A 25,338-nucleotide genomic window follows, 5' to 3' on the forward strand; every position below is an offset into this window, starting at 1 on the left:
GTCCCATCAGGAAAAACGCAGCTTGCTACCGGAGGGCAGCGGCGAGTCCTGGGCATCGGCATCTGTGAACGGCTCCGCTCCCCCAATCCAGCTTCGCAGCTCCCGTCCCTCGGCCCAGCGGTAGGGGAAGGGCTGCCGTGCGGCGTCGCGTCGCAGGCCCTTCATGTCCACCTGCGCCGCGGAGGCCGCAAGCAGCAGGTTCCCAAACCGGCGTCCCTTCCAGACCGAGTGCTCGGTCCCGGTCACCAGGTGCCGCCAGCGCTCAGCCAGCCCGGCGGCAAGACGTCTGGTCCACCGGAAGGGTGCCGAATCGGTCACGTTGTAGATCACCATTCGTCTGTTCCTGCCTATCCTGGCCAGCTCATCTAGGAACTCACCGCTGACCAGGGACCTGGGGACCTGGGCGCCGTCGAAAGCGTCCACGACCACCAGATCGGCATAGCTGGCTGGCATGGCGGCGACTCCAGCCCGGCCATCGATGTCACGGACCTTGATCCCGCTTCGTGGGGGCAGGGGCAGTTTCCGCCTGACCTGAGCAGTAAGATCGGCATCGGGTTCGCACACAATCTGTGCTGTTCCAGGACGCCGCCAGGCAATCCACCGCGGGATGCTGAGCCCGGCTCCACCGATGTGAATGACCCGGAGCCGCTCGGTTCCCCCCGCGTCTGGCAGACCGTGCTCAAACAGCAGCGACACCTGAACGACGTATTCAAACAGCAGGAGATCAGGACGATCCGGGTCTACCCAGGACTGCGACGTGTCGCCGAACATCACACGGAAGGCACCGGGATGTTGGTGGTCAGGAACCAGCGGCATGCACCAATTATCCCAAGGACGGCCTGGGGGATGACAAGCATATGTTCCCGGGAGAAGGAGCCAGGAAGATGGGGCAACAGCCAGATCACCCTCGCGGCCGCCTCTCCGTTTCGCGGGACGCTCATTCACGGATGACACCACCCTGGCTGACGCTCTGCGGCCAGTGAGTCCGCGACGCGCGAGAAGATCGCGGCCCGTCTTCCCGAGCTCGTGGCCTGGACGTAGAGTGGGCCCCGCGCGGCCAGCGTCCAGGAGGCCGCAGCTCATGTCGAGTCACTGGACGAGGAGATCGGGATCGCCCTGATAGCCACGGCCCTGGCAGGCGACGGGAAGGCCCTGGTGCGCGGCCTGGATCTCTCCCTACCGGTGTGTCTGGAACGCGTCACAACTGAGTCGGGGCTGCTCCAAGCCCTGTTCTCAGGCAATGCCCTTGCCCACTTCGGGCAGGCCACCGCACAGCAGGACCTGACAAGTCCTCGCGCACAACTGGCGGTTGCCGCCTACGCCTATGTGGCCGGGATCGCCGGGCTAACGGCCATAAGCCGCAATGACAGTCGCACGCTCTTTGAGGACTCGGCGCACCAATAGTGTCATTTCAGGGATGGACGCAGGTCTGTACTGGGTCCGAGACCTGTCCCTTGGCGCGGCGCAGCACGATCTTCACGCAGGTCTGCTCGCCCCTGACGGGAATGATGATGCTAGGCTCCTCGACGCTGCGCCGGGCCTCCGCATCAGGAGCCCCGACAACCTCAACCAGGTAGGTGTCAGCAGGCTGGGGATCAGGGTTGGTCCAGGTGAACTTGACCTCTTGGCCGGTTACCTTCCCAGAGGCATCGACGACGGCGGGGACATTCTTGGGACGATCCTCCCCCATGGCATCCTGACGGGGACCGATCACACCGTTGAACCACAGCACCCCCAGAGTCACAGCCGTGGCAATCGCGAAGACTCCCGTCAGCAACAAGACCAGCTGTCCGCACCCCTTCTTGTTCTTCAGCGCGGCCCCGGCCTCCTCGGCCTGGTCCTCCTCGGGGCTCTTGGGCTGGGGAACCGGAAGCCCCTCGACATGCCGCAGCCCGGCCTGGGCGAATCCATGGCCCCGCAGCAGTACCCCCGGACCCGGTGCTCCCGTCGATATCCCAGGAGGGGTCGGGTCGAAGGCAGGACTCATCGTGTCGTGGAACGTATATCCGCCGGTGAGGGACGACATCCCCATCGTGTATCCCGCGGTGAGCATCGAGCCGGAGTCGCCCAGCAGCCAGCCCGTCTCCAGTGACCCCGGGTCTCCATGTTCTGTGCCATACGCGGTGTGATCCTCGGACTCCGTCAGGACATCGACCGGGGTGACGGGAACTCCCATGGAGGCCTGGACCGCTTGGATCGCACGGGCGAACTCCAGCGCAGAGCTGTACCGCCTAGCCGGATGAGCGGCCATCGCCGTCCCCAGCACCTGCTCCAGCATCTCAGGCACGTCAGGCCTGCCGGTGCGAGGTGCCACGAAGGAACGAGCCCGCTCCCGCAGGGCGTGACGTTCGTTGTCACCGCCAGGGACAGCGAGTGGGCTCCGGCCCACCAGCATCGCCCAGGTGGTTGCCGCCAGGGAAAAGACATCGCTCCACGGCCCCGCCTCCATGGGCGAATCGGGATGCATCTCGGAGGGAGCCCACAGCGGACTGAGCGCGTTCGCAGCGGCGGAGAAGTCACGGGACGCGGAAATCCCGAAGTCGGTCAGGGCGGGACGCTGGAAACCTGTGAAGAGAATGTTCGCGGGTTTGATGTCCCGGTGGAGAATGTCCTGCCGGTGCACGGTCTCGACCGCTCCGGCAAGCTGCACCGTGTATTCCATGGCCAATGTGGTGGCGAGTACCCGGTTCGCCACCCGGGTGCCAAGGTGAGCCGTGGAGCATTCCTCCATTACGAGGAAGGGACGGCCATCGGCAGACAGCCCGGAGCTGTGGATGGTGACGATGTTGGGATGCCCTGACAGCCTGGCCATCAGCACCGCCTCCGCGGCGAAAGCGTTGAAGGTCGCTTCGTTGACGGTCTGATGCAGCACCTTCACCGCCACCCCACGTCCCAGCGAATCACGGTAGCGGAAGACGTCAGCGAAGCCACCACCACCGAGCCATTCGATGAAGGTGAATCCCGGAATCTCCGGAGGAGTCGTGCGCTGTGCCATCAAGGAATCCGATCAAGATGTAGGAGCAGGTCGTGACCCATGTCGATCACGTCTCCAGGAAGCAGGGTAATGGGCCTTTGGGGCAATCGCACGGGTGGTTTGGCCCTGCGTCGCATACAAGTTCCATTACGGCTGGCCAGATCCTGCGCCAGCACCCGCCACCCGTCCAGCACAATCGCCAGGTGGTTTCCCGAGACATGCCGGTATGGCAAGGCAAGTAACTTCGGCGCCTCTTGCAAGGAGAGCGCATCTGCGCTGGGATGCCGCCCGATGATGATGGGACCAAGCAACGCGATGGGTTCCATACGGGGAACCTTCAACCAGCCCAGCTGGGGGCGTCCAGCTCTGCAAGGCTCGCCTTCGACCGGTTCGTCACACACAAAACAGCGAGCCCGCTCCGGGGGGTTTGCATGCCCAGCTGTGCAGAACCGGGACAGCACCTCGGCGACCTCCGGGCGACGCGGCCGGCTGGCCGGAATCGCGTCGGAGAGGGTTTCCCCGAGCAGCAGCTCCTCAGCTGTGCGGGGCGCCGGGCCGTGCCTCGGGGCAGGAGCGGCCTCATCGTCTGGGTCATTACCGCTTGGCTTTTCCAGGGCATCCGGCGGGAGCGACCCGGGGATGGAATCCTCGCCGGACTCCTCCAAGGAGCGGCTGGCCCTGGGAAAATCACCGAACCCCACGCCCTCAGCCAGTACGACACCCTCGACGAGCGGGCTGGAGGATGCCCTGACCTGTCCAAGGTGCAACGCTGTCACGTCAACCACAACCCGTTCTGCCCAGGTGGCCACCCCATCACCACGAAGTGGCTCATTGCCGTTGGGGCTAGCCACTCTGAGGGTCAGAGCACCACGTACGGCGAGATGCCACCTGTCCCCATCAGCGATCGCCACGGCGAATGAGGGCAGCTCCAGCAAGCCAGCCCCCGTGCCCTCCGACAGGGTCCTGAGGAATATCCCTAGCTCAGAGTTTTCCCGCAGTCTGGAGAACAACAGCTCCGCGAGCGGCAGCCCCGCGCTGGGGGCGAGCAACGCGAACCCCCCTTGCCAGGCGACAGCGATCCACCGCCCCTCGCTCCACCGCAGCACGCCCTTGAACGCCATCACTTGCCCTCCGGATCAGGAATGGTGTCGTCGTGATTCCATGAGACTGTTTCCTCCTCACTCTCGTCAAGCGACATGACGTCATCCAATTCGCCACCGGCCACCTGGATCACCTCAAGACAATCCACCACCGCCAAGGAGACATTGTCCCTTCCCCCGGCGGCTAGGGCCTCGTCGAGAAGACGCTGAACGGTCTCCTGAGGATCATCATCCCCCACCATCGCGGCAGCGAGCTGTTCCCTTTCGACCGCGTTGCTCAAACCGTCAGTACAGACCAGCATCCTGTCCCCCACCCTGGCGCGGATCAGCCACTGGTCGGCAACCGGGCTCCCCAGCCCGGCGCCGAGGGCGCGGGTCAGCCGAGGTCTGTCGCCCTTCCCGGAATGGGACCCGACCGAGTGGTCAACACTGATCTGCCTCAACTCTCCGGAGCGCATCAGGTAGACCCGCGAGTCCCCGATGTTGAAGACAAGCCAGCAGGGCGTACCGGCATACCTCGCCAGGGCAACCCCGGCCACAGTAGAACCCGGTGGCCGGCCCCGGTGCTCTAGGCTCTCGATGTTGTCGGCCGCCCGCCGCACGATTCTGGTGATCTCAGCGCCGCTGAGCCATTCTCCGGCACAGGATTCCTGGAACCTGCGCCGCACCTCGCCAGAAGCGCGCTCACCCCCCCTCATGGCCTCCCATCCCGTCCGCCACCAGGAAGACGGGAGGCACCGCCAGGCAGGCGTCCTCGTTGTCGGGACGCACCAGCCCCGGATGAGTCACAGCGGCGAACCGCACCGTCATCCGGGGCTGCGTCACGACACCAGCCTCAGGGTGCGCCCGCCGAAATGCACCAGCGTCCCCGGCGCAAGCCGCTGAGGCTCGTGGACTGGTATGCGGGTGCGCTCCCGGTCAATCTCGATGTAGACGCCGTTGGTGGCACCGATGTCGATCACCTGCACATGCCCGCCCTCTGGTATGAGCACCAGGTGGGTCTTGGATAGTCGCATGGTCTCGTCAGTGACCTGCACCGAGCGTGCATCAGGGTAAGCATCAGGGGCGAGGGGGTTGCGTCCCAGGACCAATGGGCCATCGACCTTGATCCGCAGGCCGTCGTCCAGCACCACCTCTGAGATCACGTCCGGCACACCGGGAGCGTCATCGGGCAGTGTCTCTTCCTGTAGGAAACGCGGGCTCGGGACGGCCCGAGCCGCCGGAACGGGCTTCTCCTGCTCCTGCTGCGGCTCGGCAGGAGAGACGGCGGTGGCCCGAGCCGGGGCAACCGGGGAGACCGGTGGGAACACGGGTGCCCCCGAGGTGGCCGCCCACGGCCCAGCTGCCTGGAAAGCAGATGCCTGCGGAGGGCTCAAGGGTGACGAGAACGGCGAAGGCTGGGGGGTGAAGGGGCTCGGTGGCCGCACAGGCTCTGCGGCACGTGCAGGACTAGGCATCCGCACAGGCGATTCCTGCTGCCCAGCTGACAGCTCAGCACCCGGTGCCCCGGACGGTATGCCGCGCTGCGCCTGGACCTGACCGCCGGCCTGCCCGGGTTCGCCGGAGACCGCAGGCTGCGGCAGCACTGGGAAGCCACCAGGAGCCGGAGTGATCGGATCCGCAGTCGGCGGGTAGACGGGAGAGGCTGGTCGTGGAATACCAGTGCTCGGAGCAGCCGACGGGGAGAGGCTGGAATACTGCTGTCCCCCGAAACCCGCCTGACCACTTCCAGCGCCCATTCCAGCCGCGACAGGCTGCGGTATCCGAGTCTGCTGGTTTGAGAGTGCCTCACGAGAAGCAGGGCCGCCATAGGCAGGCGGTGCGAAAGCAGACGCCGCACGCTGCGACGTGGCACCAGCGGCAGAAGTGGAATAGACGTCCCGCGGTGGCTGCCAGAGGGAATCTTTCTCACTGGCTACCTGGGAATTATCGCCGGGGCTACTTTCCACCGGCACCAGGTTGAAAACCCGATCGAGCCAGTGCTGTCCGTCCCGGTAGGTGAAATAGTAGGAAATCGTCACCAGGAACAACGTCAATACCTCGACGGCACCCTGCACCAAGACCTTCACCAAAACCATGGAGCCATTCGCCTGATTGGTGCGGCTGTCGACGAAACGATAGCCGAGGAGCCTGCCGCCCATGGTGGTGGACCACAGCAGCGCCGCCGCGACGCTGAAAGCGAAAACGGCAACGCACAGAAGCCAGCCGATCACGGTGAGGATCGCAGTGACCAGCTCAGATCTGATGACCACTCCGCTCATGGTGAGCAGAGTGGGGACCAGGAAAGCCAGCACCAGCAGCAGGTGACCGGAAACCCGGCGGCCGATGTTGACGGGCCTGGCTTTGGCGCTGCCGAACTGCCCAGGCATCATTCACTCCTCATTTCCTCGGTTCTCCGGCGGCTTGTAGAGCGGTCGAATTGCCATTCGCACCGCCTTGCCTACGTAACCACAGCCTCCGGGAACGTCGCTGCGCTTCCACCCCAGCCCGCTTCAACGATTTGAGAGAGAATAAAGCAGCGGGCCGAGCGTACCAAGGCTTGGTCGCCAGGAGTGAACTCTTGAGTTTTCCGGCCTGTTCCCAAACAGAGTCCCGCGCGGTGATTTCAGGTTCTGACGGGCCGAAAACAGAGGAGTCGATCTTGTCGGCCGTGGCCCTGATGGGAAGATCCCGGTACCTCTCCTGGAGGGAATTGGCGGATTCCCGCCGGGTGTGGTTCGCGACGGCGACAAAACCAAGGTCCCTGGCCCGGTCCACCACCTCATCCCAGGCGCCCGCCACCTGATCTGCTGTTTTTCCCCGCCGGCGACGCTTGAATGCCCGCCTCGCCTTGATGAGGGCAATCACGATCAGAGGCGACAGGAGAACCAAAACCCCTCCGGCACCAATCGCGACCATGATCGCAATCTGCACCCAGTCCTGGGCCTGCTCCTTGGGGTCATCGAATTCGACCTCCTGCTGGTCAGCCACGACGGTCTCATCCTCGACGTGCTCAGGAGGGCTCGGCGGCGGCTCCACCCGGGGTTTCGGCTTCGGCCGGGGTTGTGTGCTCTCCGAGTCAGGCAGACGGTCGCGGTCGGGAGTGGGATCGAAGGTGACCCAGCCCGCACCGTCCAGGAAAGCCTCCACCCAGACGTGTGCCTCCGTGCCGCGCACCTTCCAGCCATCGGTCACATCGACGTCAGCCGCCGGATAGAAACCCATCACGACCCGCACAGGAATCCCGAGTTCCGTGGCCATCAAGGCCATGGCGGCCGCGTACTGCTCGTCATCGCCGACCCACTGGTCCTGGTTGAACATGTAGGCGAGACGTTCCGAGGTGTGCCCGGCCCGGGAACGGTTGTCGGAACCGTCCGAGTAGAAGCCCTCGGTGTGAAGCTTCTGCTCGATCATCGTCAGCTGCTGGTACGAGCTGGCCGCCCCCTGGGTCCAATCCGTGGCGTTCTTGACCAGTACTTCCGGAACCCTGTCCACCCGCGCCAGAGGCGCCGCACCGATGCCTGCCCCGCTGATCCGGTCACGCTGGGAGTCGCTGAGCGGGATGGCTGCCACCCCCGACACCCGCAGCGAACTGCCATCGCCGATCCTCGCAGTGGTGAGAGCCTGCCGGGTAGCGCGATTGAGGTAGAGCCCGTGCGCCTGCCTGCTGGCCTGCTCCCCGTCGAACTCGATACGGGACGGCTCGCCGAAGGCCGGCACCCAGACGTCGTCGTAGGCCTGTGCTGAGATCACGGATTCCTGGGTGGCCACATCCGGCGGCCATGGCAGTTCACGCCCCACACGCAGATACTCTCCACTGTTCTGCGAGACATTGAAGACCACGCCGTTCCACTCGTCCATCACAGCCAGCCGGAGCCGCCCGCCGGCTGGCGTCCCAGAGACGGTGAACAGCACATCGTCCTTCTGGTTGAGCTCATACAACCTGTACTTGGTGAGCGGGCTCGGATACTCCTGCAGGTTCAAGGGGGGGGGCGACATTGTCCCGCAGCACCTGCCGGTTGATGTCCTGGCTGGACAGGGCATTGACCCCGAGAGCTGCTCCCGAGGCCAGTGTGACAACGAGCGATGCCGAGACCGCCTGCCAGGCGCGGCGGGACAGCCCACGAGGCTGGCGCACCAGGAACTCCGCGTTGGCCGCGCTCACCCGGCTGATCCGGTGAGCAGTGGCCCAGGCAAGCAGCTCCGCGCCCAGGACGACCCCCAGCCACAGGGCAGTCGTCGTCTGCCGGATCCCGAAGGCGATACCCAGGGCCAGCCAGCCCACCGGCAGCAGCATCGGCCACACCACAGCCCGCGTGAACCTCACGATCCCGGCCAGCGCGACCGCGAACAGGATCCCACCCAGCAGCGGAGCCGCCTGCGGCCCGGAGAGATCACCCGCGGGGGTCGCCACCGTTAGCACGTCATACCAGCCCTGATAGACGAGCTGCACCAGTCGCGCGAGAGTGTCCAGCGTCGAGATGAAACCACCGATAGTGGTCTCCGGAACCGCCAGCGGTCCTCCAAGAAGCAGGTAGGCCGCGAGGATGGCCGCGAACCACAGCGCCACACCCCAGCGGAACCTGGCCGCCAGCAACGGGATCACGATGCCGGCGGTGATCCCCACCAGGGCAGGAAGGTAGCCACCCGCTCCCCCGAAGACCGGTTGGAACGCCACCACGCCTGGCAGCAACAACAGCCAGGCCCCCATGACTCGGGGCAAGGAGAAGTCAGCCTCGCGTCTCATGCCAGGCTCCTGACGGCCGGACGCAGGTCATCCAGCTGCGGCACGTCCAGGATCACCAGGTCCCCGACCTTCCGCCTGGCCAGTTCCTCATGGCCCAGGCAGCGCACCGCGAACGGGAACACCCCTGGCGGCAGGGCCAGCTGAGCAGAGCGCAGCGCCGCCGGGGCGGAGGAGCCGGTGATGAAAGCGGTGACCGAGACGCCCGGGACCGACCCGTACTTCAGGGCGAGCTCCCGCAGGTCGTGGCCTTGCTCCCTCAGCTCTACCCCGGCCAGCCGGTCCAGCAGACCCATGGCGTTCGGGATTGGGATCTCCCCCGTCGAGGTACAGAGACTGACCTGGCGTTCCTCCCGGAGCGCCGAGACCCCAAGGGACCCGGCGGTGGAGACCGCGAGCTCGAAGTCCTCTGGCGTTGCGTAGTCGTTCTCGACCGTGGAGAGCAGGATCAGCAGATGAGCACGCATCGTCTCCTCGAACTGGCGCACCATCAGCTTGCCCGTGCGGGCTGTGGTGCGCCAGTGCACGGAACGCCGGTCATCGCCTGGCACGTATTCACGCAACGCATGAAAGGACACATCGGAGGAGGAGAGGTTCTGCGTCGCGATCCCTTCGATGTCCCGCAGGAAACCTATGGCCCCGGCCTCCACCCGCACAATCCGTGGGTGGACGAACAGCTCGCTGGTCCCGGAGAGCAGCTTCTTGCGACTAACCGCGGCCAGCGGATCGGTCATAGCGGACCGCACAGGCCCCAGCAGGATCACGCCCCGGCGGCGGGCCGGGATCGAGAACGGTTCCCGATGCACCTGCCCAGGTCCAAGGGCCGGGACTCTGAAAGATGCGACCTCCCCGCCCACGGGGAACTCAAGGGTCGCCGAGCCCGATGCCTTCCCGCCGGCCGACCGCACCTGTAACTCTCCCGTTGCCACATCACCAACCTGCACCCGTGGGCGCGACAACTCAAACAGCACCTCGTGCTCACGCCTACCCAGCACCGACAGGACCGCGACGGTCATCGCGACCAGGCACATCACCGACAAGGCCCGGAACTCCAGCCAGCCGAACAACCAACCCGGGATCCCGGCCACCACCGCACCGGCCAGCAACGCCCACCCCAGCGGGGTCACCGAGGCGATGGGACGCAGTCCCAGGACACGTCGCAGAGCCCGCATCGGCAAGGACGACCGGGAAACAGCTGCTGAGGCGGAGGACTCAGGCACGGGTCTTAGGCGTTCATCCGGTTCGTGGGAGCCTCCACCAGGGTCAGGACCCGGGCTATCACGTCGGTGGGCCCCACCCCGGCGAACTCGGCCTCCGGGGACATGATGAGCCGATGCGTCCACACCGGCGCGGCAAGCTCCTTGATGTCGTCGGGCAGGACGTAGTTGCGGCCGTGGGCAGCCGCCCACACCCGCGCGGCCCGGACCATCGCGATGGCTCCGCGGGTGGAGACGCCCATCGAGGTGTCATCGTCGTCCCGGGTGGCCTCCACGAGTTTCTGCGCATAGTGCAGGACCGAGTTGTCCACGTAGTTGTCACGGACCGAGTCGATCATCTCCGCCACGGCCTGCTGGGCGAGTACCGGGTTGAGCTGCCGGGAGCGGTCAGGCTGCGAAGAGCCGGCGAGCACATGGATCGCGGCCTCCGTGTCGGGATAGCCCACCGATGTCTTCATCAGGAAACGGTCGAGCTGCGCCTCGGGCAGCCGGTAGGTGCCCGCCTGCTCGACGGGGTTCTGGGTCGCAATGACCATGAACGGCCGCTCGGTCGGGTAGCGTTGGCCGTCCACTGTGACCTGGGATTCCTCCATCACCTCCAGCAGCGCTGACTGCGTCTTCGGTGAGGCCCGGTTGATCTCGTCGGCCAGCACGATCGAGCTGAAGATGGGGCCGTGGTGGAAGGTCCAGCGCGACGTGGACTGGTCGTACATGGTGATGCCCGTGATGTCGGAGGGCAGGAGATCCGGGGTGAACTGGATTCGATTGTGGCTGCCGTGCACCGAGGCCGCGATCGCCCTGGCCAGGGCGGTCTTCCCGGTGCCCGGCGCGTCCTCAAGCAATAGATGCCCCTCCGCCAGCATGCAGGTCAGCGCCAGGCGGATCACCGGGGCCTTGCCTAGCAACGCCTGACCGACGTTGTCAGTCAGCCGCGCGAAGGTGTCCGCGAAGAAAGCGGCCTGTTCCGGGTTCATGGTCATCTGGGTCAATTCACCTTTGTTTCAGTTGGGACGTCACTTGCACTCGCCAGTGACATCTTTGCCATCGCCATAGCCCTCGGATAACAAATCAGCCGGGAATGGATCACTCGCCCCGTTGCCGCTGGGGTCGATCCTGCGAACCCTGATCTTTATTTTTTCATCATCGTCGTGCCGCCTGGGGCTAGGAAGTTTGCAGGTTGTCTCACCAGGTTCCCAGTTCTGCACTGTGACTTTAAGGCATCCCCACCCCTGGCCCTGGCAGTTGTATGAGTCATCCCTGGTGAGGGTCGCCTTCTTGTCTCCCCAGGTCGAGGCGCAGGACTCGCTGGAATACTCACTCCAGACGCCGTGTTCGTTCTGGGCCCGGGCTTTCACACAGACATTCTGCTTGCGTCCGTCGCCCTTGTCCACGGAACCCGACAGGTCGTCTGTCGTCCAGGTATCGGTCTTGGCGTCTTTGCCCTCAGCCTTGACCGTGGTGGTGATCTCGACCTGCTTGACACGGGCCCCGTTGCTGGAGCCGGGAACCTGCCAGCGCAGGGAGGCCTGCTCCACCCCACCCTCACTGCTGACGACGGGTGCCTGGGGCGGGCCGTAGGCCGTCACGGTGGCGGTCGCCGCCTCCCCTTCGGAGGTCTGGCCGAGGACATTCGCGACAGCGACGAGCCGGACGGTGACCGATTGCCCCAACTGGAAGGCAGAGCTGGTCACCACCGTCGTCCCCGGCTTGACCGTGCCGGAATGCCCCCCAGCGCTCCAGCGGTAGGTGATCTCGCTCTCCTTGACCCCGTTGCCCGAGGCGGCCCCGAAGTCGAACTGCACCTCGTTGCCCTTGCCGGTCGGCTTCAGGGAGAACCTGGTGGGTGCCCCCGGCGGCTGGAAGGCACGCACGGCGTTCGACGCGGGCGAGGGGGCCGACCACTGACCGGACTTGTTGGTGGAGCGCACCGTGAACGTCACCGTCTCGGTGGACGGGTCCATCGGCGTCGTGCAGGTGGTGGACTGCTGCTCCGGGCACACCTCCCGGCCATTCTCATCGGTTACCACATACCGGAAATTCGAGTCGCCATTGGGATTCCCGGGTGGGGACCACGTGATGTTCGCCCTGGGTTTGACCGAACTCGAACTCGTGTCCATAGTCACCTTCGGCTCCCCCTGGTCTGACGGAGCGCCCGCGGGGGTCTCCGCGCGTGACTCATCACTGGTGGGCGGGGTGAGCTGGCTGTTTTCGTCCGTCAACCGGTTGTGGGCTGTGACCGTGAACGTGTAGGCCTGCCCGTTCGTCAGACCCGTCCACGTGAGGCTAGTCGCGGTGGTCTCCTGCTTCTGCCCGCCGGGGTACATCGTGACGGTGTACCGGGTGACCGGCGAGCCGCCGCCCGGGACCGTCGCGGCATCCCAGGCAAGGGAGATCTGCTGGTCGCCGAAGGCGGGGACGGGGGCGGAGGGTTTGGACGGGAGTGCGTCCACCAGGATCTCGTTGCTCGGCGCGGACTGCGGGCTGCGGGAGTTCAGGTCAGACTCCTCCACCTCGGCCTTGACCGTGAACGTGTAGCGCCCGCTGTTCGCCAGCCCTGGGATGTCGCAGGTGGTCTGGAGCCCGCAGGTCTTGCTACCGCCACGCCAGAAAACCGTGAACCCCTTCGGGGTGGCGCCCCGCCAGCCGGCATGGGTCCAGGAGACCCGCGCCGTCTGGGAACTCACATACTGGGCTGTCACGGCGGTCGGCGCCCTGGGCACGTCCTTGACAACGATCCGGATGATGCCTGTGCGCTCCCGCGAAGGATCGTTGGTGGCATCCGCCACGCGGTAGGAGACCAGGACATCGTCCACGGAATCCGCCCCTGTCCCTGGGTCTGTTGGCGTGATTGTGAGAGTCCTGCCCTCCGCGCTCACCGTGGCCGACCCGCGCACCTGGGGGCTGCCCACCAGGGTGATCTCCCCACCCGAATCCGCGAAGGGGTTCGTAACCAGCCTCGACAGGTCAAAGGAAACGGGGTTCCCCACCCTCCCGTCGCGTTCAACCACCTCAGAAACCGTCATAGGTGGCCGCGTAGATGCGATCACGGTGACCGGGATGGTCATGTTCACCGGCTCCGTCGACCCGTCATGCGCCTGGACGACCACGGAGGCCGAGGCGCCGACCGGTGTGCCTGTGGGCACGGAGATGGTGAGCTCCTGCCCCGACACGCTGGCCTGAACTGGGCCATCTGTGCTCACCAGAGAGTAGGTCATCGTGTCGTTGTCCCCCGGATTCGGGTCCGTAACCATGGCACTCAGCGAAATCTGCTGGGCAGGCTCGCCGGGGGCAACCCGGAGCTGGGTGGGTCTGAGCTGCGGTGGCTGCTGCCCGTCGCCCTCGACGATGACGCTCAGGCTGAGTTTGCTCTTCAAGGCCTGCGGGTCATCCATGGATTGACCGTCGGTGACCTCGAAGGACACCGTCGTCTGACCCGCGAAACTCTTGTCGGGGGTGAACTCTATGGTCTGGTCATCCACCACCTTGACGCCATTGTTGCCAGCCTCAGCGCTTCCTCCCGGGCCAGCGAGCACCGAGTCGACGCTGGTCAGGCGTGCAGTGCGCCCAGGGCGGGTGACCACCCAGTCCTGGAATCTGATGTTCAGGGGCTCACCCGCCTTGACACGAGCCTGTCCCCTGCTGGTGTTGATGGCGGGTGGAACGGCTGCCCTTCCGGGAACCACGATGGCGGCACGCGAAGACAGTCCGTCGGCATCGGTGATGGTGTACAGCACGATCTGCCGTTCGTCAGAGACCGGCACCGTGACCGTTCCCCCCCTTGACCGTGGCTGGGGACTCGGCCGTGACCTTCAATTCGGAGACCACCCCGTCCGGGTCGGAGTCATTCTCGAGCACAGGCACCTCGACCTGGTCGGTCCCTGCGATCTTCGCGGCCGGGACGACGTCATCATTCGCCACGGGCGCTCTGGGCGAGACTTTGGAATCAACCCTGACCGTGACCACGCCCCGGTCGGAGACACCGCCGCCGTCGGTGATCGTGTAGTACAGGTGATAGACCCCCTCCTCAGGAGGAGTGACCACGACGATCCGTTGTCCCCTAGTCTGCGCCTTCGGCTCCCAACTGCTGTCAGTCGCAGCGGCCGAGCCCTTCACCAGCTGTAGCTGGTCACCGTCGGGGTCGATGTCGTTGGCCAGGGCCGGGATCTCCAGCCGGGTCGACGGGCGCGCCGACACCTCATCGGCGACAGCGACAGGCGGCTGGTTGGCAGCTGGCGGTGGTACCACGCCGACGCGGATCACCCCCTCGCCCTCAGCCCCGAAACGGTCGAGCACGCGGTAGGTGAAGGTGTCGGTTCCCGAAACCCCTTTCGCCGCTTCGTAGACGAGGTAGTTCCCCTCCACCTTCACAGCCCCGAGCTTCGGCACCTGCCCTCCAAGCCCGCCCAGCGTGACCGAGTCACCGTCAGGGTCGATGCCGTCTAGAGGCACCGGTATCCGCACCGAGGAGCCCGCGAAGGTCCTGGAGTCGAGCTGTTTGGGCGCCGGCTGCTCATTACGCACATCCATGGCACGGATGTTGATGGTCACCGTGGTCGAGGCCGGATTGCCCTGCGAGTCACGAACAGTGTAGATCGCCTCCGCGGTACCGGCTTCGCTTCCTGCCCGGAACCGGACCATACCGTCGGAGATGAAGAACTCGCCGAGCGCCGGGTCCGAGCGAACGTCGAGCTCCGGTGCCAGGGACAGGTCAAGGTCCGCCGGGGAGTAGTCGTTGCTCAGCACGGGCACAGTCACCAGGTCACCGACCCGTACGTTCGTACTGTCTGGCGTGGCCACTGGTGACTGGACCGTGGCCGGCGGTTCCTTCGGGATCACCAGCACCTTCGCGGTGGCGGACTCATGACCATTGCTCACCGTGTACGTGAAGCTCTGCGGCGTGTCGATCCCAGCCGGGGCGGTGATCCGTAACTGGGAGTGCTTGACTACCTCGATGTTGAGCCCTGGGGCATCGGCCTGGGAGACCCCCTGGATGGCCAGCACCCCGCCCGCCGGGTCGAAGTCATTCTCGAGGGCGTTGATGGACACGGAGCCGTTGGAGGGCAGCAGCCCCAGATCGTTCTCAGGCACAGGCTGCAGACCCGAGGAGTTCGGGTCTACCACGTCCACCCGGATGCGCCCCTTCGCATTATTCGGGCCGTCCGTGATCCCATAGACCAAGGTGTAGTTCCCTGGCTTCGAGGCCACAAAACGGATCGTCCCCGCCTGGTAGTCGGGTTTTATCTCGGTGTCCGCCGGGGCGGCGGAGACCTCGACGAGTTTCAACTCATCGGAGTCGGCGTCCGTGTCGTTGCTGCGCGGTTCCAGGGTGATCGCCTGCCCCACCGTAGCGACGTAATGGTCGTTGTTGGCCACGGGTGGGGAGTTCGTGGATCCCGGGGACACCTGCGCAGCCAGCTCACCGGTGGCCGCGTCACGTCCATCGGACACGGTCAGGTTCACTGCGCGGTGCCCGGGTCCGCCCTTGCCCAGGTCCTTCAGGGACACATACCCATCAGGCCGCCACGTCATCTCAAGGCTGTTCTCCGCGCTGGCTTGCTGGAGGTAGATAGGGTCGCCGTCCGGATCCACCCAGTCCGCAAGCACCGAGTAGCTGGCGGAGGCCCGCTCGCTGATGTTGACCTGGCTGTCACGCACCCTGCGAGGCGCCGAGTTCTCGTTCTCTGAGCGGAGGTTCACCGTGACCGTGGCGACATTCGAGACATCCACGCCATCGAAGGCCTGGTAGGTGAAGGTGATCGGCCCCTTCGCGTCCGCAGGCACCTCGATACGGATCGCACGTCCCTCCTTGGCGAGTGAGAGCTTCACCCCCTCGGGCACATCCCGCAGCACCGCCGTCAGCACATCGCCATCCTGGTCTATGTCATTCATCAGGACGGGGAGCACCGTCGCGGTCCCCGGCCTGGCTCCCAGATCATCGTCCACGGCCTGTGGCGGGTGTTGTTCCTCCGAGAACTCACGGGTCTGGGACTTCTCAGTCTCCTCGGGGTCCTTCTTTTGTTTCTCGTCCTCCAGCTGGGACTCGACCTGTTCCCAGTTGTTCACCTTGGCCATCTGCTTCAGGGGCAGGAAGACATCGCCGGTGACCTCGTCATTGATGACGACCACCTTGCGGTTGGTGCGGAACACCGGCTGTTTGGCCGAGGCCAGCTCGGGATGCTGGGTCTTCTCATAATCTCTGCCACCGCAGTCACGCATGTAGTAGCCCGACTCCGCCCACAGCGCATGGATACAGCCCTGCAGCTGGACCGGTGCGACGGGCTTACCACTCGAGATGCTCTCCCGGGTGATCCTGCCTGAGGCGATCTCCACCTTGATCAGCTCCGACGGGGTCGCGACCACGACCATGCTGGAGGGTCCTGATGGCTGCTGGACGATGCCTCCCTCGAACCCGGGATCCTCGACTGCGCGCCCGTCCACGGTCAACGTGGTGCCGTCCAGCACGGCTACCTTGTCACCGACTACCGTGAGCTGGGCTGAGTCCGACAGCCTCCCATTCACCTTCTGGCCCTGTTCCCTGACCGTTGCCTCAGAATCGGTTCCCGTGACGGTGCGCAGCTGACCCTCGGCGGTCAGGACGTACCCGGTGCCGTCTGTGCCGACGGCTACCCGAGGTGTGTCCAGCCCCTTCAAGAGCGGCTCGGCTGTGAGGCTGAAGCCCGCGGCCCCCCGGGTGTCGGTGGCCCAGATGCGTCCCTCACTCTGATCAGCGAAGAGCACCTCGTCCCCGCCATGAGCCACGAGAACCCCAGCGACTCCGGCCTCGCCCAGGAAGGCGACCGAGGCCACATCCACCGGCTGGACGCTGTCGGCACTGCGCACGAGAACGTTCCCAGCCGACTGGGTGACATCGAAGGAACTGGCCGAGGGCCGGATCGCCCCGTCGATCGTCTGTGACTCGTGGTTGAGGTGCCCGACCAGTCGCTGCGTCTGATTCGTGACCCACACCCCGCCGTCGTTGAGTTCGACATCAGCCGCAGGCACTCCCCGGTGAATCAGGGCGAGAACCCCGAGGGAAAGCGCGACGAGACCAACCAGCGCGGTCTCGACGCGCCTGCGCGTGACCAGAGCCATGCGACCTTCTTCCTCCCTCTTGCCCAGTCAAATCATCAGCCCAGGCACCCCCCGCCTTCCACGCTCTCAGGAATGTGCCTGGGCTGAGTGGAACATTAGGGGTTACCCTGGGCCCGTCTCCAAACTATGGGGTGTATGGACCTGTACGAGACTGGCTCTACAAACATCATGCCTAGCCAGAACGATTTGATTTTTCTGCATCCTGCATGCAGGAATTCACTTTAGGCCAATGATCCGTGCACTCAGCCCTCCTTTTAGATGACACCCTTTAGGGTAGTCCACATGCTCCCTCCTTTCAGCCGCAGCGCCCTGACGCAGCAGATGGCAGCGGCACGGAGCCGGGCTGGCCTGTCTATCCGGCGCGCCGCCGCGATAGCTGAGGTCCCCGCCTCGACCGCCCAGGGATGGCTGGAGGGCAGGCATCTGCCCACCCCGTCGCTCATGCCGCAGTTCATGAAACTGCTGCGCGCTCTGCAACTCGTCACGGTTCAAGACGAGGCGGCCTGGGCAGAGGCAATCGACCGGATGCGCCGTTCCAGCGTCGTCGTGGAACCCCCCTATGTCGGCCTGCGGCCCTACACGACCGCGGAGTCCGGCCTCTTCATGGGACGAGAACGCACCCTGGAGGAGCTTCTGACGGCCTGTGCCGAGGCGGAACCCCCCCCGGGTGGTGACACTGATCGGGGCATCTGGCACGGGCAAGTCGTCGCTTCTCGCAGCTGGGCTCATCGGGCGCGGCACGGCCCCGGACGGCCCACTGTCCAGTCTGATTCCCGCGCAGCTAAGGGTGCGCGACCTCCTCACCTGGAAGGTGCCCCCGGAGGCGAGCCTGCTGGTCGTCGACCAGTTTGAGGATCTCCAGCACCTCGACGACGACGAGACTGAGCAGCTCGCCGACATCCTGTGCCAGCTGCCCGGCCATGTGGTCTGCGTGACCGGCCTCAACGCGGACGCGGTTGGCACTGTCCTGCGGCATCCCCGCCTGGCGTCCTTCCTGGCCACACCGGTCCTGATAGGCCCCCTAACGACTGCTGAATACCATCAGATCATCGAGGCCCCAGCGCGGTACCACGGCCGCGCGGTCTCCCCCGAACTGGTCGAGGTGCTGATCCGTGACCTGCACCAGTACGGCTATCCCGACCCGGGGGTCGTACTGCCGCTGTTGTCAAACACGCTGCGCCACTGCTGGACCGCTTCAGCCGGAGACACCCTGACAGCCTCCAGCTATCTCACATCGGGCGGGCTGTGGGCCTCGCTGAACGACGAGGCCGAGGCCGTGCTGCAGGCCCTTCCGCCCGGCGGTCAGCAGCTGGTCCAGCGGCTCATGCTGTCGCTGGTGGTCGTGGACGCGAAACAGCTGCTGCGCCGCTCGATCCCGTTCAGCTCGCTATCGCCACAGCTGGTCCCGGTGGCAGAGGCGTTCGTGGCATCACGTCTCCTCAGCCTCAGGGAGGACCAGCTGAGCATCGCTCATGAGGCCCTGCTGACCCGCTGGCACCGGCTGCGTAGCTGGGTCACGCAGGAAGAGGCCACGCTGCTGGTTGGGCGGCGGATCCACATGGCGACGCGGCTCTGGGATGAGGGCGGACGGAAACCAGAGGGCCTGTTGCCCGCGGAGGCCGTGATGTGGCAGTCCTGGTCGCAAAGCGAGAACGCCCCTGTCTTGACGAAGGATGAGCGCGAGTTCATTGAGGCCTCGCTGGCCACAGGCCGCAGCCACGAGGCCGCGCAGGAAGCCCAGCTGAAGCGCACCCGCGCCCAGCAGCATGGCGCCCTGGTGATTGCAGCCATCGCCGTGGTCCTGGCTGTGGTGGCGGCTTTCCTCGGCGTCCGTTCCAATGGATTCGCCCAGCAGGCAAGCACCACCGCCAGAACGGCCCAAGCCCAGCAGCTGGCCCTCGTCTCAGGCCAGACCCGGGACACCGACCCCAATGAGGCCGCCGAGCTGGCCGTCGCATCATACCGGCTGGAGGACAACTCCCAGACACGTTCGTCTGTGATCGAGTCGGCGGGCACAGCGGCTCCACAGCGGGTCCTCGGCCCCACGGGAAACACCATGGTGGCGACCGCACCGAGAGACGCCGCCGTCCTACGGGGAGACAGCAGTGGAAAGCTGACCCTGTGGCGGGACGGCAACCTGAAGACCGAACCCGAGACCATCGACACCGATGGGGGGCAGCTCTTCGCGGTGCAGCCGGTGTTGCAGGATGGCCGCCGCCTCGTGATCGTCGCCGGCCAGCGCACGGCATCGGTGTGGGACCTGACCCGCGCTCCTCGGAAACTGGGTGAGTGGGCCACACCGGGCGTCACCTCATACAGCACGGCCTGGCAGGGCAGGGTGGCGCTGATAGGGAACCTGCACGGCGAGGTGCTGCGTATCAACCTGGAGAAGCCGGACCACCCTGAGGTCCTGAGCACCCTCCAGCTCGGAGAGGATGTTGCCGTCATGGCCCTGACCGCCACGCCCGATCTCGTGGCCGCGGGTGGTCCCCGGGGCCGGCTGGCGTTGTTCGACTCCTCGGGAGCCGCTTTGCCGGATGTCCAGGTGGGTGGGCAGATCCTCTCCCTCGACGTCTCCGAGGACAACACTGAAATCCTGGCTGGAAGCAGCGCCTCGAACGCTCTGCTGCTCGGCATCTCTGGGACCTCTGCGCAGGTCGCGCGGGAGCTTCCCATGAAATCGGGGGTGCACGCGGTCAAGCACCTGGGAGACCGCGTGGTCCTGGGCGGCTCCCAGGGTGAGGCCGTCGTCATGGACAAGACGGGCCAGACCATCGAGAGCAGTCCCGTGCGCAGCGTCATCACGAGTATCGCCAGGGGTGCCGACGGATTCCTGACCGGCGCCACCGACGGGACTGTGGCCCTGTGGCGGCCGCCGCCGGTCCTGCTGGGTAGCAACGGCGTCAAGATGCATGATGTCCGACAGGCCGGAGGCAGGCTGATCATCACCACGGCCGCTGGCCCGCGGGTTCTGGATGCCACCACCCCGGGAGCCCACGAGATGACGGTGGCGCCCTCCCCCGACGGCACCGGCTACCTGTCGCACGCCGCCTCAGATGCCACGGGGAGAACCCTGGTGACGCAGTCAGATGACGGAAAGGTGGTGGTGCTAGGCGCCAACGGTGATGGCTACAGCGTGGAGCAGGTCATCGATGAAACCCGGGCGGTGATCGACCTTGTCATCTCTCCGGATGGCAGGCACCTGGCGATCGGCCACCGGAGCCAGGCCGGCTATCACCTGTATCGCAGGACAGAGACCGGCTGGTCCCTTCAGGGCAGCCTGCACGCATGGCCGGGTGGGCTAGCGTTCAACTCTGATGGCACGCTTGCGGCGGCCATGAGCGCCGACGGCACGGGATTCGTCGTGGCGGCGATCACCGATGCGGGTCCCGAGATCCGTGCCGAGGCGAGCCTGCCTGGGCATCTGGTGCCATGCACCTTCGATTTCTCTCCCTCTGGCCAGCTGGCCGTCGGGGCCCTCAACGGGGAGATCTCGCTCATCGACCTGGCCGATCCGGCCAGCCCGCAGGTGTCGGCCCGGCTCTCCGACGCTCATGTCTCCTTGGAGAGACTGCGTTTCAGCACCGACGGCACTCATCTGCTGGCCACGAGTGTGGAAGGCGACCTATGGGCCTGGGAGACAACACCAGATGCCCCAGCGCTGAGCCTGCACATCGAGCACCCGGCGGCCTCTATCGCCGGTGCTGATTTCGCGGATGGCCGGCTCCTGCTGGCGCTCTCGGACGGTACGGCGGTCTCGTGGCCCGGCGAGGGAGCCGCTGCCGCAGCCGACCTGTGCTCCCGGCTCGGCGATCCGTTGACGCCCCAGGAATGGAGCCGCCTCGCCCCCGGGGTGCCTTTCATGAACGGCTGCTCCTGACGTCTGGTGTCGTGTGGTGGGAGTTCGAGTGGGAGGCGGTTCCGGGGCCGAAAAACACCGGCGAACTCACGCCACACGACACTAGGATCACGGGGTGCCGCAATCTTTGAATCGTCAGATCCTGGAGTTGGCGCTGCCTGCGTTCGCGGCGCTGGTAGCCCAGCCTCTGTTCGTCATGGCCGACACCGCGATCGTCGGGCAGCTCGGCACGGAGCCCTTGGCCGGCCTGGGCGTTGGCTCTACCTTGACGCTGGCAATGGTCGGGGCGTTCATCTTTCTCGCCTACGGTTCCACAGCGACCGTGGCGCGCCTGATGGGTGCCGGGCGGCAGCAGGAGGCGGTGGAGTCTGGGATTCAGGCCATGTGGCTGGCTGTGGTCCTGGGGATGGGCATCGGCGTGGTCTCCTGGGGTTTCGCCCCGCAGCTGGCGGCCTGGCTCGGAGCGAGTGGTGCCGTCCTTGAGCAGGCGATCGCCTATCTCAGATGGTCGCTGCCGGGATTACCGGGGATGTTCCTGGTGTTGGCTGCCACGGGAACGTTGCGTGGCATGGCCGATGGCCGCACCCCGATGCTGCTGGCGATCGGGGCCGCTGTCCTGAACCTTCTCGGGGACGTCCTCCTGGTGTTCGGGTTCGGCATGGGAATCGCAGGCTCGGGGGCCGCGACCGCACTGGCCGAGACCCTGATGGGGCTGGCGGCAGCTGGGGTCGTGCTGCGTGGGGCGGGGCGGGTTGGGGCGGCACGGCGCCCTCGGGCCGCGGGTATGAGGACGAGTCTTCTGGTCGGGATCCCATTGTTGATCCGTACCCTGGCCTTCCGCGCCGCATTGTTGCTGACGCTATGGACAGCGGCCCGCTACGGCGAGGTAGCACTGGCTGCGCACCAGGTGGGGTTCACCATCTGGAGTTTCCTGCAGTACGTCCTGGATGCGTTAGCCATCGCAGGGCAGACCCTGATCGGGCAGGCTCTCGGTGCGTCCCGGCCTGAGGAGGCCCGGGCGTTGGCGCGCCGGATGACCTGGTGGTCGCTGTGTGCCGGGGTCGTCCTGGGGGTCGTGACGCTGCTGGTGCGGCAGCCGCTGGCGGCGCTGTTCTCCCCGGACCGGGATGTGCGCGAGGCAGTGGCGGCAGTGCTGGTGGTGGTCGGCTGCACGCTGGTGATCGCCTCGTGGGTGACCCTGTTCGACGGGGTCCTGATCGGCGCCGGGGATGGCCCCTACCTGGCCTGGGCGAGCATTATCACGCTCGTCGTCTATGCACCGATGATCTTGGCCGTGGCCTGGTACGCGCCCGCGGGCATACCGGGACTGACCTGGTTGTGGCTGGCGTTTTCGCTGGGCTTCATGGGGGTCCGGGCCTTGACGCTGTGGTGGCGGGAACGCTCAGACGCCTGGCTCGTCGCCGGCTGAAATATCCCACCGATGCGGGCTGGCACGCACTACGGTGACCACATGGATGATTCAACCAAACATCTGAACCTGGAGGCCGACCTTCTGGTCATCGGCTGGGGTAAGGCAGGCAAGACCCTGGCCCGCGACCTGGCCTCCGCGGGTAAACGGGTCGTGCTGGTGGAGCGCGATGATTCGATGGCCGGCGGCACCTGCATCAATGTTGCCTGCGTTCCGACCAAGACCCTGGTGAATCTCGCGGAACGCCGCGGGGAGCAGGCCCCGGATGAGTACCTGCCAAAGGCCATCGCATCCCGTGACGCCCTGATAGATAAACTCCGCGCCGCCAACCATGCGATGCTCGCCAGTTTGGAGACTGTCACCCTCGTCAGCGGTGAGGCGCGCTTCATCGGCCCGCACGAGGTGAGGGTCCAGGCCGGTTCCGAGACCCTCGATATCAGCGCGGAGGCGGTGGTGATCAACACCGGTACCTCTCCTGCGATGCCTGACATCCCAGGTATCAACGGTGAGTCCGTCTACGACTCGACCACCATCCAACACATCGCTGGCGGCCGGGTTCCCCCGAGCCTGACGATCATCGGAGGCGGCTTCATCGGACTCGAGTTCGCGAGCATGTTCGCCGCCTTCGGTTCAGCGGTACGGATCCTGGAACGTGGTTCAACCTTCCTGCCTGCCCTGGATGATGACGTGCGTGAGGCTGTGGTCACCACCCTGGCCGACCGCGGCATCGAGATCGTCACCGACGCTCCCGTCTCCGCCATCGAGGACGACGGTAGGCAGGTGGTCTGCGGCGCAGGCACGTTCGAGACCGACGCGGTGTTGGTGGCCGTTGGCCGTAAGCCGGAGACCGCTGCGCTGGATCTGCCCGCTGCCGGGATCGAGACTAACGAGCGGGGCTTCATCGTCGTAGATGATCAGCTGCGCACTAGCGCCGACGGCGTCTGGGCGGTGGGTGACGTCAATGGAGGTCCACAGTTCACCTACGTCTCCCTTGATGACTACCGGATTGTCAAGGACCAGCTCGTCGGTGACTCACACCGGTCCCGGGCCGACCGAAAAGCTATCCCGACCACGACTTTCATCACTCCCCCGCTGGCGCAGGTGGGGCTGAGTGAGCGTGAGGCCACTGCCCAGGCAGTCACCTACCTAGTGGCGTCGAAACCTGTCGCGCAGATCGCGGCCATGCCCCGCCCCAAGACCCTGGGCGAGACTCACGGCCTGATCAAGGTCCTGGTTGCGCCCGGCACCGACGAGATACTCGGTGCGACCATCTTCAGCGTCGATGCCCAGGAGGTCATCAACCTGGTGGCGCTGGCCATGAGGAATGGGGTGACCGCCTCACAGCTGCGCGACGGGATCTGGACCCACCCGTCGACTACAGAGGCGTTCAACGAGGTCTTGGCCGGGTTGCACACGCCCTGATGATGCGTTCATAAAAGCCAAAGCGCGAAGGGACGGACGGCATAGCGCGTCCGTCCCTTCATCTCATGTTGGGATCATTGAGCAACATCCTGAGCCGAGGCGCTCTTGCCGCCACGTGCCTTCTTGTTGATGAAATAGCAGGGAATGATAATCAGGAACCAAACTGGTGTCCAGAGGACGGCTGCCCGCTTATCCTCATCGAAATACAAGATCACCAGGCTGATCGCAAAGAAAACCAGAACAACCCAGCACATGACCCTTCCGCCAGGCATCTTGTAAACAGACTTCTCGTGCAGCTCGGGATTCTTTTTCCGATACACCAGGTAGCAGACGACGATAAAAGCCCATATGAACAGGAACAAGACCGCCGTGATAGTGGTGACCAGCTCAAAGGCCTGCACAATATCCTCAGAGGTGTACTGGAAAACGACTCCCGTCATGAGCAGCGCACAGGAGCAGATCAATGCATTACGAGGAACTTTGCGCTTGGACAGCTTCTTGAAAGCCTGGGGAGCTTGACCATCAAGTGCGAGCCCGTACGCCATCCGGGAGGTCGAGTACAGGCCTGAGTTATCCGAAGAGGCAGCAGCCGTCAGCAGAACAAAATTCATCACGTGAGCAGCTGCCCCAAAACCTGCCAGAGAGAACATTGAGACGAAGGGGCTCACACCAGGAACGACTTCCCGCCACGGGATGACGATGGTGATGGCCGCCAGCGCCAGCACATAGAACAGCGCCAACCGCACTGGAATCGCATTAATGGCTTTGGGCAAGTTACGCTCAGGATCCTTGGTTTCCGCAGCTGCGGTTCCAACAATTTCAAGCCCAACGAAGGCGAAGAAAGCAATCTGGAAGCCGCGCAGGAACCCGCCGAAGCCCTTGGGGAAGAACCCACCGTCATTCCATAGATTCTCGACGGTGGCGGGCTGCCCATCCGGCGAGACGAAGCCAGAGAACAGCAAACAGGCCGCAACCACCACCAAGGCGCCGACAGCAACCAGCTTGATCAGAGCAAACCAGAACTCAGCCTCGCCAAAGTATTTCACGGCCAGCAGGTTCAAAACTAGAAGTGTTCCCGCTAGCACAGCAGCAGGCAACCACTTGGGAACCTCTGGCCACCAGAACTGAGCATATCCCGTAATGGCAGCAAGATCACCCATGGCCGCTACAACCCAGGCAAACCAATAGGTCCATCCAGCAATGAACCCGCCGGCCGGCCCGAGCAGATCCTCCGCAATATCACGGAATGAGCGGTATTTCAGATTCGACAAGAGCATCTCACCCATGGCGCGCATCATGAAATACAGGAAGAATCCTATAACGGCGTACACAAGCATGCTTGAAGGGCCAGCTTCATGGATGGTGTTGCTAGACCCCATAAACATTCCGGTGCCAATGGCTCCACCAAGAGCAATCAGCTGAAGGTGCCGGTTACTTAGACCTCTCTGCAGCTCTTGTCCTTCTTCACTTTTCTCGTCTGGGCCTGCATCGAAGACCTTATTCTCAGTACTCACTGGGAACT

General features: G+C 65.1%; 18 protein-coding genes. 5 read left to right on the forward strand and 13 right to left on the reverse strand.

Features of this window, described 5'->3' with window-relative positions:
• Window positions 1-6: 6 nt before the first annotated feature.
• Window positions 7-816: a spermidine synthase gene (locus SK1NUM_RS10360; protein WP_212321750.1), complete on the reverse strand. Its 810-nt coding sequence runs from the start codon at window positions 814-816 to the stop codon at window positions 7-9.
• Between the two features lie 339 nt (window positions 817-1,155).
• Here SK1NUM_RS10360 and SK1NUM_RS10365 point away from each other — a divergent pair, with 339 nt between their 5' ends.
• On the forward strand, window positions 1,156-1,404 hold the full coding sequence (locus SK1NUM_RS10365; protein WP_212321751.1) for a hypothetical protein: 249 nt from the start codon (window positions 1,156-1,158) through the stop codon (window positions 1,402-1,404).
• A gap of 7 nt (window positions 1,405-1,411) precedes the next feature.
• On the opposite strand, the gene SK1NUM_RS10370 is transcribed toward SK1NUM_RS10365, so the two are convergent.
• From SK1NUM_RS10370 to SK1NUM_RS10420, 11 genes are read right to left on the reverse strand one after another with little or no spacing between them, the layout of a single operon-like run.
• Window positions 1,412-2,995 (reverse strand): serine/threonine-protein kinase, encoded by a 1,584-nt coding sequence (locus tag SK1NUM_RS10370; RefSeq protein WP_212321752.1) that lies wholly within the window; start codon window positions 2,993-2,995, stop codon window positions 1,412-1,414.
• A complete protein-coding gene (locus SK1NUM_RS10375) occupies window positions 2,995-4,095 on the reverse strand; it encodes an FHA domain-containing protein (protein ID WP_212321753.1) in 1,101 nt (366 codons plus the stop codon). Before SK1NUM_RS10375 ends, SK1NUM_RS10370 begins: the two co-directional genes overlap by 1 nt.
• A complete protein-coding gene (locus SK1NUM_RS10380; RefSeq protein ID WP_223927496.1) occupies window positions 4,095-4,772 on the reverse strand; it encodes a PP2C family protein-serine/threonine phosphatase in 678 nt (225 codons plus the stop codon). Before SK1NUM_RS10380 ends, SK1NUM_RS10375 begins: the two co-directional genes overlap by 1 nt.
• Window positions 4,759-4,899, reverse strand: coding sequence for a hypothetical protein (locus tag SK1NUM_RS10385; protein WP_223927497.1), 141 nt, complete (start codon window positions 4,897-4,899; stop codon window positions 4,759-4,761). Before SK1NUM_RS10385 ends, SK1NUM_RS10380 begins: the two co-directional genes overlap by 14 nt.
• Window positions 4,896-6,443, reverse strand: a complete 1,548-nt coding sequence (locus SK1NUM_RS10390) for an FHA domain-containing protein (protein WP_223927498.1) — start codon at window positions 6,441-6,443, stop codon at window positions 4,896-4,898. The genes SK1NUM_RS10385 and SK1NUM_RS10390 overlap by 4 nt, the downstream gene beginning before the upstream one ends.
• Before the next feature lie 10 nt (window positions 6,444-6,453).
• Window positions 6,454-8,052 carry a transglutaminase family protein gene (locus tag SK1NUM_RS10395; protein ID WP_223927500.1) on the reverse strand — a complete coding sequence of 533 codons (1,599 nt, stop codon included), beginning with the start codon at window positions 8,050-8,052 and terminating at the stop codon, window positions 6,454-6,456.
• Entirely contained in the window at window positions 7,988-8,800 is an 813-nt protein-coding gene (locus SK1NUM_RS10400; protein WP_223927502.1) for a hypothetical protein, read from the reverse strand. The genes SK1NUM_RS10395 and SK1NUM_RS10400 overlap by 65 nt, the downstream gene beginning before the upstream one ends.
• Window positions 8,797-10,017 carry a DUF58 domain-containing protein gene (locus tag SK1NUM_RS10405; protein WP_212321758.1) on the reverse strand — a complete coding sequence of 407 codons (1,221 nt, stop codon included), beginning with the start codon at window positions 10,015-10,017 and terminating at the stop codon, window positions 8,797-8,799. Before SK1NUM_RS10405 ends, SK1NUM_RS10400 begins: the two co-directional genes overlap by 4 nt.
• A 5-nt stretch (window positions 10,018-10,022) precedes the next feature.
• Window positions 10,023-10,994 (reverse strand): AAA family ATPase, encoded by a 972-nt coding sequence (locus SK1NUM_RS10410; protein ID WP_212321762.1) that lies wholly within the window; start codon window positions 10,992-10,994, stop codon window positions 10,023-10,025.
• 33 nt (window positions 10,995-11,027) lie between these two features.
• Window positions 11,028-13,775 carry a fibronectin type III domain-containing protein gene (locus tag SK1NUM_RS10415; protein WP_223927504.1) on the reverse strand — a complete coding sequence of 916 codons (2,748 nt, stop codon included), beginning with the start codon at window positions 13,773-13,775 and terminating at the stop codon, window positions 11,028-11,030.
• Window positions 13,762-17,106 carry an Ig-like domain-containing protein gene (locus tag SK1NUM_RS10420; RefSeq protein WP_223927506.1) on the reverse strand — a complete coding sequence of 1,115 codons (3,345 nt, stop codon included), beginning with the start codon at window positions 17,104-17,106 and terminating at the stop codon, window positions 13,762-13,764. The genes SK1NUM_RS10415 and SK1NUM_RS10420 overlap by 14 nt, the downstream gene beginning before the upstream one ends.
• Before the next feature lie 282 nt (window positions 17,107-17,388).
• On the opposite strand from SK1NUM_RS10420, the gene SK1NUM_RS10425 reads away from it, so the two are divergent.
• From SK1NUM_RS10425 to SK1NUM_RS10440, 4 genes are all read left to right on the forward strand, one after another.
• Window positions 17,389-17,958, forward strand: coding sequence for a helix-turn-helix domain-containing protein (locus SK1NUM_RS10425; protein ID WP_223927508.1), 570 nt, complete (start codon window positions 17,389-17,391; stop codon window positions 17,956-17,958).
• Window positions 17,894-20,986, forward strand: coding sequence for a WD40 repeat domain-containing protein (locus SK1NUM_RS10430; protein WP_223927510.1), 3,093 nt, complete (start codon window positions 17,894-17,896; stop codon window positions 20,984-20,986). Before SK1NUM_RS10425 ends, SK1NUM_RS10430 begins: the two co-directional genes overlap by 65 nt.
• A 94-nt stretch (window positions 20,987-21,080) precedes the next feature.
• Window positions 21,081-22,394, forward strand: coding sequence for an MATE family efflux transporter (locus SK1NUM_RS10435; RefSeq protein ID WP_212321767.1), 1,314 nt, complete (start codon window positions 21,081-21,083; stop codon window positions 22,392-22,394).
• Window positions 22,395-22,436: 42 nt separating this feature from the next.
• The gene (locus tag SK1NUM_RS10440) at window positions 22,437-23,816 is read left to right on the forward strand and encodes a dihydrolipoyl dehydrogenase family protein (RefSeq protein WP_212321769.1); all 1,380 of its coding nucleotides are present in this window, start codon (window positions 22,437-22,439) and stop codon (window positions 23,814-23,816) included.
• Between the two features lie 74 nt (window positions 23,817-23,890).
• On the opposite strand, the gene SK1NUM_RS10445 is transcribed toward SK1NUM_RS10440, so the two are convergent.
• Window positions 23,891-25,330, reverse strand: coding sequence for an amino acid permease (locus SK1NUM_RS10445; protein WP_212321771.1), 1,440 nt, complete (start codon window positions 25,328-25,330; stop codon window positions 23,891-23,893).
• Window positions 25,331-25,338 lie beyond the last annotated feature (8 nt).

Source organism: Arachnia rubra (genome assembly GCF_019973735.1).
Classification (GTDB): Bacteria; Actinomycetota; Actinomycetes; order Propionibacteriales; family Propionibacteriaceae; genus Arachnia; species Arachnia rubra.